This is a genomic window from Streptomyces sp. NPDC005438 (genome assembly GCF_040606315.1).
In the GTDB taxonomy this organism is placed as follows: domain Bacteria; phylum Actinomycetota; class Actinomycetes; order Streptomycetales; family Streptomycetaceae; genus Streptomyces.
This window is the reverse complement of record NZ_JBEXEP010000004.1, coordinates 362,604-379,363: the sequence shown is the minus strand read 5'-3', so window position 1 is coordinate 379,363 and position 16,760 is coordinate 362,604. Positions and strand designations below refer to the sequence as shown.

Here is a 16,760-nt window from a genome sequence, read left to right as displayed (position 1 = left end):
GGGGGCACGGTGGCACAGCGGTCGACGGGGAGGACGGAGCCCGGCGAGGGGGAGGCGGGCACCCGCCCCTACGACGCCGAAGTGGCCCGACTCGTGGAGCGCCTGGCCGCCGACCTCACCGAGGCCGGAATGCAGCGGATGGCCTCCCGGGTGTTCGCCTGCCTGATGATGGACGACAGCGGCGCCCTCACCTCGGCCGAACTCGCCGAACGCCTCCAGGTCAGCCCGGCCGCCATCTCCCAGGCCGTGCGCTACTTGTCCCAGGTGCACATGGTCAGCCGGGAACGCGAACCGGGCTCCCGCCGGGAGCGGTACCGGGTGCAGGCCGACGTCTGGCACGAGGCGATCTCCAGCCGCAACGCGCTGCTCGACCGCTGGCGGGCCACCTTCCAGCACGCGGTGACCACGCTCGGCGAGGACACCCCGGCCGGCCGACGGCTCAGCGAGAGCACCGAGTTCCTCACCTTCATGCAGGGCGAGTTGTCCACCCTGCTGGACCGCTGGAAGCGGCAGCGGGCCCAGCGTGCCGAGGACGGCCGCTGACCCTCCCGTAGCCCCCGGGGAGCGGGTACCGGCGTCGGGGGTCGCGCCCGACCGTCCGGCGACGGGGCGGATGCGCGTCCGTAGTCGGGTGGCTCCGCCCGCCCACGGCCCCGTACGTCGTCGCCCCACCCCGGGGGTGGCTTCGGCGGGTCCAGCGCGCCCACCTGGGGACCCCTGGCCGTGCGGACCGGAACCGTCGCGGCGCCCACCCACCGGGTCGGGGCGGCTCAGCCCACCGTGAGCCGCAGTGCGGCCGGGGCCAGGCTCCAGGTCATGGTCTCCGCCCGGTCCACCCGCGGCCCCTCGCCGCGACAACGGAAGGGCCCGCCGGAGACGGTGATCCGGGCCGCCTGGGCCGTGACCGGACTGCCCCTGCGGCGGGGCTCCACCCGTACCTCGGCCGCGCCCTCCCGGGGGCTGAGCGCGATCGCGCCGACCGCCGAGGGCGGCTCGGACCACAGGGGGCGGCCGTCCAACTCCACGCGCGGCAACCAGTCGCCGTGGGGGCCCGTCACGGTACGGGCCAGGGCCCGGTAGGCCCGAACGGGCCCGCCCCACCAGCCGGTTGACGCCTCCGGGGCACCGTGACCCTCCGGTGAGCCCCGTACCCCCTCCAGCAGCAGGGGGCCGCAGCTGACCCCGCCGTCGCTGTCGACCAGCAGGTCCAGCGCCCGGGTACGGCCGGCCAGCACCGCCCGCGCGGCGTCCACCACCCGGTGCGGCACGCCCAACGAGCGGGCCAGCCGCACCCGTTCCCCCACCGGCACCAGGGACAGCCCGGTACCGGAGTACGCCCTCGTCGCGTACAGGGTCCGCACCGCCAGCCCCAGCGAGTGGTCGTCGCCGATCACCACCGGGTGCCGCCCGCCCCGTCGGTCCAGGGCGCGCACGAACTCCTCCGGCCCCTCGGGGAGGCAGAGTTTCAGCTCGCCGGAGCCTCCCTTCAGCACGTCGCGGGCGATGCGTACCGACTCACCGTCGATCTGCCGCGCGGCCGGGTCGATGACCACCAACAGGTCCTGGGCCGACACCTGGTTCCTCCCTCGGGAGTCATGGAGAAGACGGGATCGAGAGCCCCACGGTCGGACGGCGGGTAGCTCGCCAGCCTCGAAGAGCGTCCGGTAATCTCTCGGTGCAATAGCCCCTGTCGCCATTGCGCCAGGGGCTTCGTCGATCCGGGGCACCGGTTCACGGGTGTCGCGACGGTGAACCCGCTGGTTGAGTGGTGCACGCCGCCGCGCAACGGGACCATGCCCCACCCGAAAGGGGTGTACGCCTGTGCCCGCACTTGTGCTGCTCGGTGCTCAGTGGGGAGACGAGGGCAAGGGGAAGGCCACCGACCTGCTGGGTGGCTCCGTGGACTACGTGGTGCGCTACCAGGGCGGCAACAACGCGGGGCACACCGTCGTCGTCGGGGACCAGAAGTACGCGCTGCACCTGCTTCCCTCGGGCATCCTCTCGCCGGGGTGCACCCCGGTCATCGGCAACGGCGTGGTCGTCGACCCCGCGGTCCTGCTCTCCGAGCTGGGCGGGTTGGCCGAGCGGGGCGTCGACACCTCCAAGCTGCTGCTCAGCGGTAACGCCCACCTGATCACCCCGTACCACGAGACCCTCGACAAGGTGACGGAACGGTTCCTGGGCAAGCGCCGGATCGGCACCACCGGGCGGGGCATCGGCCCCAGCTACGCGGACAAGATCAACCGCGTGGGCATCCGGGTGCAGGACCTGTTCGACGAGTCGATCCTGCGCCAGAAGGTCGAGGCCGCCCTGGACTTCAAGAACCAGGTGCTGGCCAAGCTCTACAACCGCCGTGCCATCTCGGCCGACCAGGTCGTCGAGCAACTCCTCGGCTACGCGGACCAGTTGAAGGGGTTCGTCACCGACACCACCCTGGTCCTCAACCAGGCGCTGGACGAGGACCGGGTGGTGCTGTTCGAGGGCGGCCAGGGCACCCTGCTGGACGTCGACCACGGCACCTATCCGTTCGTGACCTCCTCCAACCCCACCGCCGGCGGCGCCTGTACCGGTGCCGGGGTCGGGCCCACCCGGATCAACCGGGTGATCGGCATCCTCAAGGCGTACACCACCCGGGTCGGCGCCGGCCCCTTCCCCACCGAGCTGTTCGACGAGGACGGCGAAGCCCTGCGCCGGATCGGCGGCGAACGGGGGGTCACCACCGGCCGGGACCGCCGTTGCGGCTGGTTCGACGCGGTCATCGCCCGCTACGCGACCCGGGTCAACGGGCTCACCGACTTCTTCCTCACCAAGCTGGACGTCCTCACCGGCTGGGAGCGGATCCCGGTCTGCGTGGCCTACGAGATCGACGGCCGCCGGGTGGAGGAACTCCCCTACAACCAGACCGACTTCCACCACGCCAAGCCGATCTACGAGAACCTGCCCGGCTGGTCCGAGGACATCAGCCGGGCCACCTCCTTCGAGGAACTGCCCAGGAACGCCCAGGCGTACGTGCGGGCCCTGGAGGAGATGTCCGGGGCGCCCATCTCCGCCATCGGCGTCGGACCGGGCCGGGACGAGACCATCCAGATCAACTCGTTCCTCTGAGGAGGCGGACGTACCGGGTCAGGCGCCCGCCGGCCCTGACCCGGGCGTACGGAGACCGGCGTACGCCGGGGCCGGGGCGCCCACCCGGCCCCCACGCCCCGGCGCCGGTCAGTCCTCGTACCGGGCGGCCTCCTCCACCATCTCCTTGGCCGACAGCAGCCCCAGACCCGGGACCGCCTCCCGCAACGCCTTGATCGCCTGCACCGGACGGGTACGGGGGTCGGCGCCGGAGTCCCTCAGCCGCTCGCGCACCCAGCGGGCGGTCACCTCACCGTCAGCCCGGTCCCGCTCACGGGCCACCAGCTCGACCGCCCGCTCCAGGCCCGGACGCTCCGCCTCGTCGGCCGAGGCCAACGCCCGGGTGAGCGCCTCCTCCAGCCACTCCGCCTCCCGTACCACCAGCACCGACGCCGGCTGCTTGCCGAACCCGAACACCACTGCCTCCCCTGGGCGTTGACACGCCTCGGCCCGCTCGCCGGGGCGGGCCCGACCGTATCGCGGGCCCCGGCGCGCCCGAGGCCCGCGACAGGGGTGCGACGAGAGCCCCGGAATCACCGCCGCCCGGGGACGCCTCGGGGGCTGGGGTGCGTCGTTCGGATCACCGCGAGGCTCGCGCGGTGTCACCGGGGGCGTGGTCGCCGTGATGGCCGGGGTCGCCGATGCGCCGCATCGGCTCCTCCTCCGCCCCGCGCTGTCCCACCGCCCACCACACCGGAACGCGCTCGCCGACCTCCCGGGATCCGAGCGACGCGCCCTAGCGGGACCAGCGCTTGATGTCGGAGATCCGCCCGCTGGCGTTGTCGGTCTGGACGTGCAGCTTGCCGTCCGGGGAGGAGCCGTCCCACTCCAGGGTGACGACGACCCAGCTGTGGCCGGCGCCCGAGCCGTCGGTGGTGGTACGGGCCCCCACCGGTACGTTCTGGGCGCGGGTGACCCCGTCGGCGTGGTGCTTCTTCTCCCACGCGGTGAGCTGCTCGCGCAGTTCGCCGGTCAGGTGGTCCGCGCGCAGCTTCCGCGCCCGCTGCCGGTCGTTCTCGCCCCGGGCGGTGAGGTAGCTCAGGTAGAAGTCCCGCACCCGCTCGGTGGGGTGGGTCGCCCGCTGGTCGGCGCCGTGTACGGGGCCGGCCTGCGCGCCGCCGGTGAGGCCGACGGCCAGCAGACCGGCGGCCAGGCCACCGGCCAGCAGGGTCCGCCGACGGCGGGGGCTACGGGGGCGGCTGGGCACAAGGGGCGTGTGGGGCTGGTGTGACATGGCGGTCCTCTTCCCGGTCGTACGGAGCTGCTGGAGCGGTGCCGTGGCGCGCCCGCTGTCGGCGCGCACCACGGTGGGGCCGCGTCCGGTCGCCGTGGACGCGTGGACCGCGCGCGGACGTACCGCGCGGAACGCCAGGCCAGGGCACACGGAACGGCCGGCCCCGCGTGGTCAACGTGGGGCCGGCCGTTTCGACACGGGATGGCGGACTCAGCCACCCATGGCGTGTACTCCGGCGTCCACGTGGATGACGGAACCGGTGGTCTTCGGGTAGAAGTCCGACAGCAGGCCGACCACTCCCCGGCCGACGGGGTCGGGGTCACCGGTGTCCCAGCCGAGGACCGCCCGGGAGGTGTCCCAGGGCTCGGCCAGGTCCCGGAACCCGGGGATGAAGCGGGCGGCGATGCTGGTGAGCGGGCCGGAGGCGACCAGGTTGCAGCGCACGCCGCGCGGCCCCAACTCCCGCGCCAGATAACGGTTGGTGGACTCCAAGGCCGACTTGGCCACGCCCATCCAGGCGTACGACGGCCAGGTGACCTGGCTGTCGAAGGTGATGCCGACCACCGAGCCGCCCTGGGGCATCAGCGGCAGACAGGCCCCGGCCAGGGACTTCAGTGAGTACGCGGACACCTGGACCGCGGTGCTCACCTCCTCCCAGGAGGCCTCCATCAGGTTGAACACCCCCGGCGGCCCGAAGGCCACCGAGTGCACCACCCCGTCCAGGGGCGCGTCCGGGCCGAAGTGGTCCCGCACCTGCTCGGCGAGTCCCGCCAGCTGCTCGGGGTCCGTCACGTCCAGCTCGATCACCGGGGCGGGCTTCGGTAACTGGTCGGCGGTACGTCTGACCAGGGACATCCGTCCGTAGCCGGTGAGCAGGACCTCCGCCCCCTCCTCCTGCGCGACCTTGGCGGCGTGGAAGGCGATGGAGCCCTCCGTGAGCACGCCGGTGATCAGGACGCGTTTGCCGGCGATGATTCCGCCCATTGACGATCCTTCCGCGGTTTCCACGCCATCGGGTTGATGGCGTCAGATCGGGTGTCACTTCGTACTGGAGGAGTAACTCCCATAACCAGCGGTAAGTGCCCCCACCTCGGGGGCAGTTGTGACCATTCTGTTGTCGCGCGGCGGAGGGTTCACGAAAGGTTCGCGGAGCAAACGAGGAGAGGTCACCGGCCAGACCGCGCACCGCGGTTGCTCGGTGACCGAACGGGCACACCCCGTGTCTACCTCACCCGACCCGACCTCAACCCCTGCCGAGCACCCGGTCCACGGTGATCTCGACCAGCACCCGCTTCGGGTTGGGTCGGGGTGGGCGCCGGTAGCGCGCCTCGTGGCGGCGCTCCGCGTCCGCGATCAGCTCCGGCTCGCGCCGCACCACGGCGCGGCCTTCGAGGGTGGCCCAGCGGCGGCCGTCCACCTGGCACAGCGCGACCCGGGCGAGGCCGTCCCGGTCGACGGCGGCCAGGACGTTGCGGACCTTGCGGCTGTCGCCGCTCGCCAGGACGCGGGCGATCCCGGCCCTGGGGTCCCAGGTGGAGCAGACGGGCACCACATGGGGGCTGCCGTCGGGACGGTGGGTGGTGAACGTGGCGTGGTGGGGTTCGGCCCAGAAGGCGACCACCGCCGAAGACGGCTCCGGCGGCTCCGGCCGGGCCGCCTCCGGCGGCCGGGGTGCGGAGGGACGAGAGGGGGCAGAGGGGTCATCACGGGTCATGGGAACGAAACTAGCCGGCACAGAGTTGAGTGTATTAGACTCAACTTGTCGTAGGGTGGCCATGGCAAGCGAACCGTGGTCTTCCGTAAACTCAGCACAGCCGACCCGAGGAGGAGCGCAGCACCGTGGACGCAGAGCTGACCAACAAGAGCCGGGAGGCGATCGGCGCCGCCGAGCGCAGCGCCCTGACCGGCGGCCACCCGGACATCACCCCCAGCCATCTGCTCCTCGCGCTGCTCACCGGCGAGGAGAACGAGAACGTCCTGGACCTGCTCGCCTCCACCGGGGTGGACGCGGCGGCCCTCCGTTCCTCGACCGAGAAGCAGCTGGGCGCCCTGCCCAGCGTGCAGGGGTCCACCGTCGCCCGGCCGCAGCCCAGCCGGGAGCTGCTGTCGGTGCTGGCCGACGCCAAGGAGCGGGCCAAGGAGCTGGGGGACGAGTTCCTGTCCACCGAGCACCTGCTGATCGGCATCGCCCACAAGGGCGGCCAGGCCGGTGAGCTGCTCCAGCAGCGGGGGGCCACCGCCCAGGGCCTGCTGGAGGCCTTCGAGAAAGCCCGGGGTGGGCGCCGTATCACCACCGCCGACCCCGAGGGCACCTACAAGGCGCTGGAGAAGTACGGCACCGACCTGACCGCCCGCGCCCGCGAGGGCGGGCTCGACCCGGTGATCGGCCGGGACCAGGAGATCCGGCGGGTGGTCCAGGTGCTCTCCCGGCGCACCAAGAACAACCCGGTGCTGATCGGTGAGCCCGGCGTCGGCAAGACCGCCGTGGTCGAGGGGCTGGCCCAGCGGATCGTGAAGGGGGACGTGCCGGAGTCCCTGCGGGACAAGCGGCTGGTCTCCCTGGACCTGGGCGCGATGGTGGCCGGCGCGAAGTACCGGGGCGAGTTCGAGGAGCGCCTCAAGACCGTACTGGCCGAGATCAAGGACAGCGACGGCCGGATCGTCACCTTCATCGACGAGCTGCACACCGTGGTGGGCGCCGGGGCCGGCCAGGACTCGGCCATGGACGCCGGCAACATGCTCAAGCCGATGCTGGCCCGGGGCGAGCTGCGGATGGTCGGCGCCACCACCCTGGACGAGTACCGCGAGCGGATCGAGAAGGACCCCGCGCTGGAGCGCAGGTTCCAGCAGGTGCTGGTGGCCGAGCCCAGCGTGGAGGACTCCATCGCCATCCTCCGTGGCCTCAAGGGACGTTACGAGGCGCACCACAAGGTGCAGATCGCCGACGGCGCCCTGGTGGCCGCCGCCGCGCTCTCCGACCGTTACATCACCTCCCGCTTCCTGCCGGACAAGGCCATCGACCTGGTGGACGAGGCCGCCTCCCGGCTGCGGATGGAGATCGACTCCTCCCCGGTGGAGATCGACGAACTCCAGCGTTCCGTGGACCGGATGCGCATGGAGGAGCTGGCCCTACAGAACGAGTCGGACGCCTCCTCCCAGGAGCGCCTGGAGCGACTCCGCCGCGAACTGGCCGACCGCGAGGAGGAGTTGCGGGGTCTGACCGCCCGCTGGGAGAAGGAGAAGCAGAGCCTCAACCGGGTCGGTGAGCTGAAGGAGCGGCTGGACGAGCTGCGCGGCCAGGCCGAGCGCGCCCAGCGCGACGGCGACTTCGACACCGCCTCCCAGCTGCTGTACGGGGAGATCCCCGGGGTGGAGCGGCAGTTGGAGGAGGCGGCCGAGGCCGAGGAGGAGGCCAAGGAACGCGACACCATGGTCAAGGAGGAGGTCGGGCCGGACGACATCGCCGAGGTGGTGGCCGCCTGGACCGGCATCCCCGCCGGCCGGCTGATGGAGGGCGAGACCCAGAAACTGCTGCGGATGGAGCAGGAGTTGGGCCAGCGGCTGATCGGCCAGAGCGAGGCGGTGCGCGCCGTGTCCGACGCGGTACGGCGTAGCCGTGCCGGGGTCGCCGACCCGGACCGCCCCACCGGTTCGTTCCTGTTCCTCGGGCCCACGGGTGTGGGCAAGACCGAACTGGCCAAGGCGCTCGCGGACTTCCTGTTCGACGACGAGCGGGCGATGGTCCGCATCGACATGTCGGAGTACAGCGAGAAGCACTCGGTGGCCCGGCTGGTGGGCGCCCCGCCCGGCTACGTGGGGTACGAGGAAGGCGGGCAGCTCACCGAGGCGGTACGCCGCCGCCCGTACACCGTGGTCCTGTTGGACGAGGTGGAGAAGGCGCACAGCGAGGTCTTCGACATCCTGCTCCAGGTGCTGGACGACGGTCGGCTCACCGACGGGCAGGGGCGCACGGTCGACTTCCGCAACACCATCCTGATCCTCACCTCCAACCTGGGCAGCCAGCACGTGATGGACGGGCTGCTGACCAAGCCGGAGGACCGCAAGGAACAGGTGCTGGCGGCGGTACGGGCCGCGTTCCGGCCCGAGTTCCTCAACCGGCTGGACGACCTGGTGGTGTTCTCCCCGCTCACCGGCGAGGAGTTGGGGCGGATCGCCCAGCTCCAGATCGACGCCCTCGGGCGTCGTCTGGCGGACCGCCGCCTCACCCTGGACGTCACCCAGGAGGCGCTGACCTGGCTGGCCGAGGAGGGCATGGACCCGGCCTACGGTGCCCGCCCGCTGCGCCGCCTGGTGCAGACGGCCATCGGGGACCAGCTGGCCAGGGAGATCCTGTCCGGCGAGGTACGGGACGGGGACACCGTACGGGTGGACCGCGCCGGCAACGAACTGCTGGTGGGCCCCACCTCCGACTGATCCCTCGCCCCCCTCCACCGGTGCCGGGACCGCGCAAGCGGCCCCGGCACCGTCCTGTCACGCCCCCGGTGACAGGGACTCGGGCAAACGGCGACCTGAGGGCTGGGGGTGCCCGGGGCGGTCCCGTGACCCCGAGTCGCGTGACCCGGACTGCGGCACCCCCGAGACCCGTGACCCCCAACCCGGGCGCTCAAGGAGGACCTCAGCCCCGAGGCCGCCCACCAAGAACCCAACCCCCACCCCGAGATAACGGCACCCCCCAGACACGGCCACGAAAGGGGACCCCCCACCCCGAGGCAGCGGCACCCCCGGGACACGGCCCCGAAGAGGGCAGGCGAGCCAGGATGGCGGTGACCCCGGTCCCGTGACCCCGGCACCGTCCTGTCACGCCCCCGGTGACAGGGACTCGGGGAACGGCGACCTGAGGGCTGGGGGTGACCCCGGTCCCGTAACCCCGGGGCCCGCGACCCCAACGCAGGCGTCCAAGAGAGACCCCGACCCCGAGATAACGGCACCCCCCCAGACGCGGCCCCGAAGGGGACCCCCACCCCGAGGCACGGCTACGTGGAGGAACCCCCGACCCCGAGGTAGCGGCAACCCGAGACGCGCGGCCACGCGGAGGACGGCGGCCAGGGGAGCGGTGACCGAGGTCCCGTTGCCGCGAGGCGCCGGCACTCCGTCCGGGGTGGGGGCCGGGAGATGGCCGTTCGCCCGAGGGCGGAACCCCGGGACGGGATTCGCGTACGCGTGACCTCACCGGGGTCCGGGACTCGTACGGGCCTCCCGGTGCGCGGGACCGTCACCGGGAGCGCGTCCCCGCCGACGGCCACCGTCCTCGTACAGCACCGGGCGCGCCGGCCGAGGTTCGGCGGCTCAGGTGCCGCCGCCGCAACCTCCCCCACCACAGCCGCCCCCGCCACAGCCTCCGCCTCCGCAGCCGTGGCCTCCGCCGCAGCCACCGGAATCACCGCTGGATCCACAGCCGTCACCACCGCCCCCGCCGTCACCACCGCCACCGCCACCACCGCCGCCACCGGCGGGCTTCAGCACGTTCGTCAGCCGCAGACCGGCGTACCCGCACAGACCGCCGAACCCCAACACCATCCCCATGACGGGCGGTTCCTCGCCCTGGAACATCCCGTACACGGCGGCCGGCAGCAGGCTGACCGCGACCAGCAGCAGGGGCACCGCGCAGCAGAGGCGGAAGACCCGTTGGCCGGTGCTCAGCCTTCTGCCCCCGGCGCCGCCCCGCTTCCGTGCGGCGATCCGCTTCGACGTCTCGGTCAGCCCTCCGCGTACCGGAGGGGGCGTACGCCGTGCCCGGAGGACCAGGGCCACCCCGCCCCAGACCAGCAGCCCGACGAACCCCGCCGCCACCAGGGCGTTCACATAGTGGTTCTCCAACAGGAACCCCAACACGCTCAGCGCGAGCAGCGTGGCGCCCAGGAACAGCACCACGGCCAACGCGGTCAGCGCCACCGCCCTGGTCCTACGTCCACCAGTCATCCCGCTTCCCCCTCGCTTCGTGACAGTTCGCGGCGCCATCGTCGCCGTAGCCGACCGCACCGCCCTCACCCGCTCCCTCGGACTACGGCCACCCCGCCCCCGAGCAGGGTGGCGGCCGTCGCCACCCCCGCCAGGGCCTCCGCGTAGTGGTGGCCTACCAGCAGCAGCGCCACCACGGCGAGGGACGACAGCGCGCCCAGGGCGCACAGCGCCGCCGCGACCGAGGTCCTGGCCCGCCCCAGGGGCGTGCCGGACCGCTCCCGTTCCCGTCGGGGGTCTTGGGGCAGCGGTGCCCAACGGACCTCGACCCGCCGCACCGACTGCTCCCGGTAACCCCCGTACGACGACCACTCGCGGCCCAGCAGGATGACCAGCGTCTGCCAGCCGCCCCCCAGTGCCAGCGCGGCCGAGGCCAGTCCCAGCGGCACGCCCACCAGCACGCCCAGAGGCACTCCGACCAGCGTCCCCAGGTCGGGGGGAGCGACGAGGGCGGCCACCCCGAGCCTCCCGGTCAGTACGGCGAAGCACAGGAAGACCGACGCGAACACCAGGCGTGACGCCAGCGCCAGGGTCCCCCGCAGGGCCCGTACCGCGACTGCCGAACGCCCGGAGGAGTAGGCCGGCCCGAGGGCCGCCAACGGGTCCCTTCCACTGGGCCGGGCCCCCGTCAGCCAGCCAGGCAGTACGGCGGCGGCCCACAGCGACAGCATGGCGAACCCCGCGAGGGCCAGCGCGTCCACGGTGCTGTCCTGGAGCGGGGCGCCCAGGGCGAGCACCGCACCGCACAGCGACAGCGGCACGAACAGTGCCCGCTGGAACCCGTACCGGACCGCGCCGCCTCCCATAACCGCCTCCCCCCACCGTGACGCCCGCAGGACGGGAAGCGGTTGCGGGTCGGCGGGGCGCGGGGAAAGGGCGGACACTGGGAGGGGAGGCAACGACGCGCCCCCGGCACCTCCGGGCTTGCCAGGACTGGGCGTTGATGGGGGAGGATGGCGACAACCTTATGAAGGGACATCCACGGTGAGTATCGACCCGTCCTCGATTCCGAACTTCGGGGGCAACCAGCCCGAGCCGCAGGACTCCGGCCCGACCGGTCCTGTGGTGCCCGACCAGGACCTGGTCAAGCAGCTCCTCGAGCAGATGGAGCTGAAGTACGTCGTCGACGACGAGGGTGACCTCGCCGCGCCGTGGGAGGAATTCCGCACGTACTTCATGTTCCGTGGCGAGGAGGAGCAGCAGGTCTTCTCCGTCCGCACGTTCTACGACCGTCCACACTCGATCGACGACAAGCAGTTGCTGCTGGAGTCCATCGACGACTGGAACCGTCGCACCCTGTGGCCCAAGGTCTACAGCCACACCCACGACGACGGCACCGTACGTCTGGTGGGCGAGGCGCAGATGCTGATCGGCACCGGCGTCTCCCTGGAGCACTTCGTCTCCAGCACCGTCAGCTGGGTGCGTGCCTCCATCGAGTTCGACAAGTGGCTGGTGGAGCAGTTGGGTCTGGAGAAGGACGCCGAGTCCGGCTCCGACTCCGACTCGGACTCCGACGACAGCTGAGTCACGGATCGTGTGAGGGGCGGCCCGGGTGCTTCACCCGGGCCGCCCCTTCCGTCCGTCCCACCCCTGTCCCGACTGTCCTGCCTGTTCCGCCTGTTCTGACGGGGACGCCTCAGTCGAGGTTCAGCCGCTCGTACCGCCCCTGCCGGCTCAGCCGCACCAGGTGGCCGAGCACCAGCGCGTTCAGTCCGGCGGCCAGAGGCACCAGGACGTAGTAGCCGGCCGGCGAGTCCGGCAGGGCCCTCAGCAAAGCCACGGAGGTGGGCGCGGTGGCGAGCAGCGGCCACACCCCAGCCAGCGAGGCGTCCTCGTGTTCGACGTAGAGGGTGTCCCACACCACGAAGAGCACGGAGGCGGCCACCAGCGCCAGGTAGGTCCGCGAGAGCCAGTTGTCCCACATCGCCGACATCACTGATCTCACCGTCACTGTCACCGTCACCGGTTCCTCCCGCGTTCGTACTGGTGTCCCTCGACGCCTCCCACTCTCGTCGCGGTACCGCCCGCGCACCTGAGTACGGCTACTCAACCCCGCGTGGGTACGGCCCGCCCCGTCGCGGGTGACGGGAGCGGACCCGGCCTACCCGGGCACCTCCTGCTCGGCCCACACCACCTTGCCGGCCGGCGTACGGCACGAACCCCAGCTGCGGCACAGCATGTTGATCAGTTGCAGGCCCCGGCCGCCCTCGTCCTGGACCCCGGCGTGCTGGATCTGCGGCAGGTCGGGTCCGGTGTCCGACACCTCGATCATCAGCCGCTCGTCGTACATCAGCCGCAGCTTGCCGGGCCCGTCGCCGTACCGCAGGGCGTTGGCCACCAGCTCGCTGACCACCAGTTCGGTCACGTCCACCAGGTCCGGCAGCTCCCACAGCAGCAGCTGTTCGTTGACCAGCTTGCGGGCCGCCGAGGCGGCCGTACCGTCCAGGGGCAGGTCCCACACCCGCAGCCGTGGCTCGACGCCTCCTCCGGTCCGCGCCACCACCAGCACGCTCTCGTCGAACCGGCCGTCGCCACCGGGCACCGGGTCCAGCAGCCGGCCGTCGTCCAGCCCCTCCGGGCCGAGCGTGGACGCCGACCGCCGCAGCCCCTCCAGCTGGGTGTCCACGTCGTCGTCCCGGTTCTTGACCAGTCCGTCGCTGTAGAGCACCAGCCGGGCGCCGTCCGGCATCCGGTGCTCCAGGGCGTCGTAGGGGATCACCCCCGCCCCCAGCGGGGCCCCCACCGGTACGTTCAGGAAGGCGGTCGACCCGTCCGGGGCCACCAGCAACGGCGGGGGGTGCCCGGCGCTGGCCAGGGTGTAGGTGCCGTCGGCCGGGTCGTAGACCGCGCACAGACAGGTCGCCACCTGGTCGTCCTCCAGGTCGCGGGTGGCCAGGTCGAGTCGGGCCAGTACCCGTTCCGGCGCGATGTCCAGGGTCATCAGGGTGCGGGCCACCGCCCGCAGCCGCCCCATGGTGGCCGCCCCGGACAGTCCGTGCCCCATCACGTCGCCCACCACCAGCGCGGTACGGCCGCCGGGCAGCGCCACCACGTCGTACCAGTCACCGCCGACCCCGCGCGCCTCCGACGCCGGGGCGTAGTGGGCGCGCACCGACAGGCCGGGGGTGCTGGGCACCGCCCGGGGCAGCAGGCTGCGTTGCAGGGTCACCACGTGTTCGCGTTCCCTGCCGTAGAGGCGGGCGTTGTCGATGAACACCGCCGCCTTGGAGGCGAGTTGCTCCGCCAGGGCCACGTCGGTCGCGGTGAACGCGGGGCTGCCGCCGGCCCGCGCGAAGTCCGCCGTACCGAGCAGCACGCCGCGTGCCATCAACGGCACCGCCATGTAGCTGTGCACCCGGGCCTCCCGCATCTTGCGGGCCCGCCGTTCGGTCGGGGCCACCTTCGCCAGGTCCGCCTCGGTGAGGTGGCTGATGAGCACCGACTCGCGACGCATCAGGCAGCGGTCGGTCATCAGGGCGCCGGGGTGCGCGGAGACGCTGCCGATGGGGTCCGACTCCAGGATCTGTAGCTCCGGCACGGTGTGGACGGCTATCGCGCGGATGACCGGGACCTCGGCCCCCATCACCCGTTTCCCCTCCTCGCCCCGCAGGACCGCCTCCAGCAGGTCCACCGCGCAGGCGTCGGCCAGTCTGGGCACCGCGAACCGGGCGAGTTCCCGGGCGGTCTGCTCCAGGTCGAGGGTGGTGCCGATCTGTGAGCTGGCGTCGTTCAGCCAGGCCAGCCGGCCGCGTTCGTCGAGCCGCTCGATGAGAGCCGAGGTCTTCCGGCGCAGCCGAAAGGGTCGGGAGACGTCGCCCCACCGGGACGGGCGCCGCTCGCGACTGCCACGGTTCACCGTGCTGGCCTCCTGTCCCGCTCCATGGCCATCCTGTGACTCTCAGTGTCACCCGGTGGCAGGGGTGCCGCCTGTCGGCTGGGCCACGGACGGTCTGTCCCACGAGGGGGCGGCACGCCACGGGCCGCTGGGCGCTCGCCCCCGACCTTTCAGGACACTAGGTCACCCCCGTGGGGCCCGTCGAGATGCCGGAGGGAAGCGGGTACGGGCCCTTCACACGGCCCGGTCACGCCCACGGGCCGTGACGATCTTGGGTCACGGCGGGGCGGCCCGTACGGCGGGGAGGCCCGCGCGTCACGCGGTACCGGAAAGGGGCGGCTGTTCCAACCCGGCCTCCGCGACTCCCAATTGGACCTCATCGGACCTCCGGCGAGCGCGTACGCTTTCCCGGTCGGCGGTTCGTCCGTGGCGCGTGAACGACACCGTTCGGCAATTCCGAATGAGGGTCGCCGAAGTCGCCCGGAAGACACTGGGTGCCATGAACGGCGCGTCAATTCACCCGCGACCGGGCGGCGGAGAATCCGGTACATTCACCACGACACGAAACCCCCCGGACGGCAGCCCTTGACATCGACCCCTCTTTTGCCGCCTTATCCCAGTTGGGAATCCCGGAAATACCAGTACAGGAAAGGGCACCCATGGGCCTTCTGAGTCTCCTCCGCAGAAAAGAGCACGCGACCGCGCCGGCACCGGTGGAGCCCCAACGCGCCCCGGCCCGCCCGACGTTCACCACGGACCTGTCCAAGCTCAAGCTGACCGGTGACTGGGTCCTGGACCCCGCGCACAGCAGCATGGGGTTCGCCGCCCGGCACGCCATGGTCACCCGGGTCCGAGGCATTTTCACCGATTTCGAGGGCCACCTGCACCTCGACGGGGAGCACCCCGAATTCTGCTGGGCCCAGGTGCGGATCCAGGTCGGCAGCATCGACACCCGAGTCGATCAGCGGGACGAACATCTACGAAGCCCGGACTTCTTCGATGTGGAGCGTTACCCCGAGATTACGTTCCGCAGTATTTCAGCGGAACAGACCAGTGAAGACTCCTACCAAATGACCGGAGAACTGGCGATCAAAAACCAGGTCCGAATGGTGACCATGGACCTTGTCTATACCGGTTCGGTGGTCGACGCCTTTGGTGTGGAAAGGGTCGGATTCGACGGTACGACCCACATCAACCGCACCGAATGGGGTCTGACCTGGAACGCGGCCCTGGAAACGGGCGGTGTGCTGGTGAGCGAGAAGATCAAGCTGGAGCTGGACATCTCCGCGATCCGCGTCTCCTGAGGATTCCGCGCCCCGGTGCGCGCGGCCACCCCAGGCCCCCCGCCGACAAGACGGGAAGGGGAGCACCCGGGGCCGGCCGCCAGGACAGCGGGCCCGGTCGGTGACCTCGGTGGTCCCCCACCCCGACCGGGCGGCCCGCCCCGCGCCACCGTGCCCCGTCGGGGTGTTCCCCTGGTACGTACGGCCACCGCGACGTACCGTGCGCCGCATGGCCCAGGACCCTGACGCGCTGTTCCAGGCGGTACGCACCCGCTGCCTCGCCCTGCCCGAGGTGACCGAGCGGGTCAGCCACGGGTCGCCGTCCTTCTTCGTCCGCCGCATGTTCCTCAGCTGGGTGGACGACCACCACGGCGACGGCAACACCGGTTTCTGGTGCGCGGCGCCCGACGGCGCCCAGTCCGCGCTGCTCGCCGAGGATCCCGAACGCTTCTTCCGCCCGCCCTATGTCGGTGGCCGGGGTTGGCTGGGCGTGCGCCTGGTGCTGGAGTCGGGCCGGGCGCCCGACTGGGACGAGGTGGCCGAACTGGTGGAGGACGCCTACCGGACGGTGGCTCCGGCCCGACTGGTGCGGTCGCTCCCCGAGCGCCCCGACAGCCGCTGATCCAGGCACCTGGGGAGCGCTGACCGGCCCGGGCGCGGGTCAGTCGTACTGCCGGCAGCGGCCGGGGAAGACCCCGCCCACCCGCGCGGCGAGCGTCTCCCGGGCGGCGTCGGCGGTCGCCGGGTCGGGGTCGGAGCCGAGCTGGGCGGCCAACCCCTCGGCCAGGCAGTGGAGTTCGAGCGCGGCCCGTTCCGGGTCGGTCTCCTCCGGCACCTCCCCGCACTCCTTGCCGTTGCGTACCGCCCGGGCCAGCAGTTCCCTGATGTGCCGTCCGGTCTCGGCGTGGGCGCGGGCCAGTCGTGGGTTGTCGACGGTACGGCCGAGGAAGGCCAGGGTGACCCGGAACGCCGAGCGTCGCCGGGCGTCCAAGGGCAGCCACTCGGCCAGCCCCTCGGTGACCACCTCGCGGATGGGCAGGCGCTGTTCGGCCGCCCGTTCCTCCAGCTTCGAGACCCGGCCGAGGATGCCGGCGACCACCCTGTCGTGGGTGAACAGCAGCATCTCGTCCTTGCTGCGGAAGTAGTGCTGCACGTGTCCGACGGAGACCCCGGCGGTGGCCGCCGTGCGTGCCACGGTGACCCGGTCCAGGCCGCCCTCGGTGATCAACTCCTGGACGGCTTCGGCGACCTGGGCGCGCCGTTCCTGGTGATCGACGACCTTCGGCATGGGGCCAGGGTAGCCAGC

At 72.1% G+C, this 16,760-nt stretch carries 16 protein-coding genes; 6 read left to right on the top strand and 10 right to left on the bottom strand.

Annotated features, from left to right (window positions below):
* The first annotated feature begins 9 nt into the window (after positions 1-9).
* Positions 10-543, top strand: a complete 534-nt coding sequence (locus ABZT14_RS11970) for a MarR family transcriptional regulator (protein ID WP_356299941.1) — start codon at positions 10-12, stop codon at positions 541-543.
* A 227-nt stretch (positions 544-770) separates the two neighbouring features.
* Here ABZT14_RS11970 and ABZT14_RS11965 read toward each other — a convergent pair whose 3' ends face one another.
* Complete coding sequence (locus ABZT14_RS11965; protein ID WP_356299938.1) at positions 771-1,574, bottom strand: diacylglycerol kinase; 804 nt, start codon at positions 1,572-1,574, stop codon at positions 771-773.
* A gap of 247 nt (positions 1,575-1,821) precedes the next feature.
* Here ABZT14_RS11965 and ABZT14_RS11960 point away from each other — a divergent pair, with 247 nt between their 5' ends.
* A complete protein-coding gene (locus tag ABZT14_RS11960; protein ID WP_356299936.1) occupies positions 1,822-3,105 on the top strand; it encodes an adenylosuccinate synthase in 1,284 nt (427 codons plus the stop codon).
* 108 nt (positions 3,106-3,213) lie between these two features.
* Here the strand turns inward: ABZT14_RS11960 and ABZT14_RS11955 are convergent, their stop codons facing one another.
* From ABZT14_RS11955 to ABZT14_RS11940, 4 genes are all read right to left on the bottom strand, one after another.
* Positions 3,214-3,540, bottom strand: coding sequence for a hypothetical protein (locus ABZT14_RS11955; RefSeq protein WP_356299933.1), 327 nt, complete (start codon positions 3,538-3,540; stop codon positions 3,214-3,216).
* 319 nt (positions 3,541-3,859) lie between these two features.
* Positions 3,860-4,357: a hypothetical protein gene (locus tag ABZT14_RS11950; RefSeq protein WP_356299931.1), complete on the bottom strand. Its 498-nt coding sequence runs from the start codon at positions 4,355-4,357 to the stop codon at positions 3,860-3,862.
* 210 nt (positions 4,358-4,567) lie between these two features.
* Positions 4,568-5,341 carry an enoyl-ACP reductase FabI gene (gene fabI / locus ABZT14_RS11945; protein ID WP_356299929.1) on the bottom strand — a complete coding sequence of 258 codons (774 nt, stop codon included), beginning with the start codon at positions 5,339-5,341 and terminating at the stop codon, positions 4,568-4,570.
* A gap of 259 nt (positions 5,342-5,600) precedes the next feature.
* Positions 5,601-6,071 carry a pyridoxamine 5'-phosphate oxidase family protein gene (locus ABZT14_RS11940; RefSeq protein WP_356299926.1) on the bottom strand — a complete coding sequence of 157 codons (471 nt, stop codon included), beginning with the start codon at positions 6,069-6,071 and terminating at the stop codon, positions 5,601-5,603.
* Between the two features lie 125 nt (positions 6,072-6,196).
* On the opposite strand from ABZT14_RS11940, the gene clpB reads away from it, so the two are divergent.
* Positions 6,197-8,791 carry an ATP-dependent chaperone ClpB gene (gene clpB, locus ABZT14_RS11935; RefSeq protein ID WP_356299923.1) on the top strand — a complete coding sequence of 865 codons (2,595 nt, stop codon included), beginning with the start codon at positions 6,197-6,199 and terminating at the stop codon, positions 8,789-8,791.
* Between the two features lie 873 nt (positions 8,792-9,664).
* On the opposite strand, the gene ABZT14_RS11930 is transcribed toward clpB, so the two are convergent.
* Positions 9,665-10,297: a hypothetical protein gene (locus ABZT14_RS11930; RefSeq protein WP_356299920.1), complete on the bottom strand. Its 633-nt coding sequence runs from the start codon at positions 10,295-10,297 to the stop codon at positions 9,665-9,667.
* Positions 10,298-10,362: 65 nt separating this feature from the next.
* A complete protein-coding gene (locus ABZT14_RS11925) occupies positions 10,363-11,142 on the bottom strand; it encodes a hypothetical protein (protein WP_356299917.1) in 780 nt (259 codons plus the stop codon).
* A 178-nt stretch (positions 11,143-11,320) separates the two neighbouring features.
* Here ABZT14_RS11925 and ABZT14_RS11920 point away from each other — a divergent pair, with 178 nt between their 5' ends.
* Positions 11,321-11,860 carry a YbjN domain-containing protein gene (locus tag ABZT14_RS11920; protein ID WP_356299914.1) on the top strand — a complete coding sequence of 180 codons (540 nt, stop codon included), beginning with the start codon at positions 11,321-11,323 and terminating at the stop codon, positions 11,858-11,860.
* 112 nt (positions 11,861-11,972) lie between these two features.
* Here the strand turns inward: ABZT14_RS11920 and ABZT14_RS11915 are convergent, their stop codons facing one another.
* Complete coding sequence (locus ABZT14_RS11915; protein ID WP_356299912.1) at positions 11,973-12,281, bottom strand: hypothetical protein; 309 nt, start codon at positions 12,279-12,281, stop codon at positions 11,973-11,975.
* A 156-nt stretch (positions 12,282-12,437) separates the two neighbouring features.
* Positions 12,438-14,129 carry a SpoIIE family protein phosphatase gene (locus ABZT14_RS11910; protein WP_356300187.1) on the bottom strand — a complete coding sequence of 564 codons (1,692 nt, stop codon included), beginning with the start codon at positions 14,127-14,129 and terminating at the stop codon, positions 12,438-12,440.
* A gap of 701 nt (positions 14,130-14,830) precedes the next feature.
* Between ABZT14_RS11910 and ABZT14_RS11905 the strand changes: the two genes are divergently transcribed.
* Both ABZT14_RS11905 and ABZT14_RS11900 read left to right on the top strand, forming a co-directional pair.
* Entirely contained in the window at positions 14,831-15,475 is a 645-nt protein-coding gene (locus ABZT14_RS11905; RefSeq protein ID WP_356299910.1) for a YceI family protein, read from the top strand.
* Positions 15,476-15,683: 208 nt separating this feature from the next.
* Positions 15,684-16,076, top strand: a complete 393-nt coding sequence (locus tag ABZT14_RS11900) for an MmcQ/YjbR family DNA-binding protein (RefSeq protein ID WP_356299907.1) — start codon at positions 15,684-15,686, stop codon at positions 16,074-16,076.
* 39 nt (positions 16,077-16,115) lie between these two features.
* Here ABZT14_RS11900 and ABZT14_RS11895 read toward each other — a convergent pair whose 3' ends face one another.
* Positions 16,116-16,742, bottom strand: coding sequence for a TetR/AcrR family transcriptional regulator (locus ABZT14_RS11895; RefSeq protein ID WP_356299904.1), 627 nt, complete (start codon positions 16,740-16,742; stop codon positions 16,116-16,118).
* Positions 16,743-16,760 lie beyond the last annotated feature (18 nt).

Bases quoted from the DNA above. Each gene is read 5' to 3' on its own strand.
- ABZT14_RS11950 (WP_356299931.1), bottom strand. From the start codon at position 4,357: ATGTCACACCAGCCCCACACGCCCCTTGTGCCCAGCCGCCCCCGTAGC.
- fabI (WP_356299929.1), bottom strand. From the start codon at position 5,341: ATGGGCGGAATCATCGCCGGCAAACGCGTCCTGATCACCGGCGTGCTC.
- ABZT14_RS11940 (WP_356299926.1), bottom strand. From the start codon at position 6,071: ATGACCCGTGATGACCCCTCTGCCCCCTCTCGTCCCTCCGCACCCCGG.
- ABZT14_RS11930 (WP_356299920.1), bottom strand. From the start codon at position 10,297: ATGACTGGTGGACGTAGGACCAGGGCGGTGGCGCTGACCGCGTTGGCC.
- ABZT14_RS11925 (WP_356299917.1), bottom strand. From the start codon at position 11,142: ATGGGAGGCGGCGCGGTCCGGTACGGGTTCCAGCGGGCACTGTTCGTG.
- ABZT14_RS11905 (WP_356299910.1), top strand. From the start codon at position 14,831: ATGGGCCTTCTGAGTCTCCTCCGCAGAAAAGAGCACGCGACCGCGCCG.
- ABZT14_RS11900 (WP_356299907.1), top strand. From the start codon at position 15,684: ATGGCCCAGGACCCTGACGCGCTGTTCCAGGCGGTACGCACCCGCTGC.
- ABZT14_RS11895 (WP_356299904.1), bottom strand. From the start codon at position 16,742: ATGCCGAAGGTCGTCGATCACCAGGAACGGCGCGCCCAGGTCGCCGAA.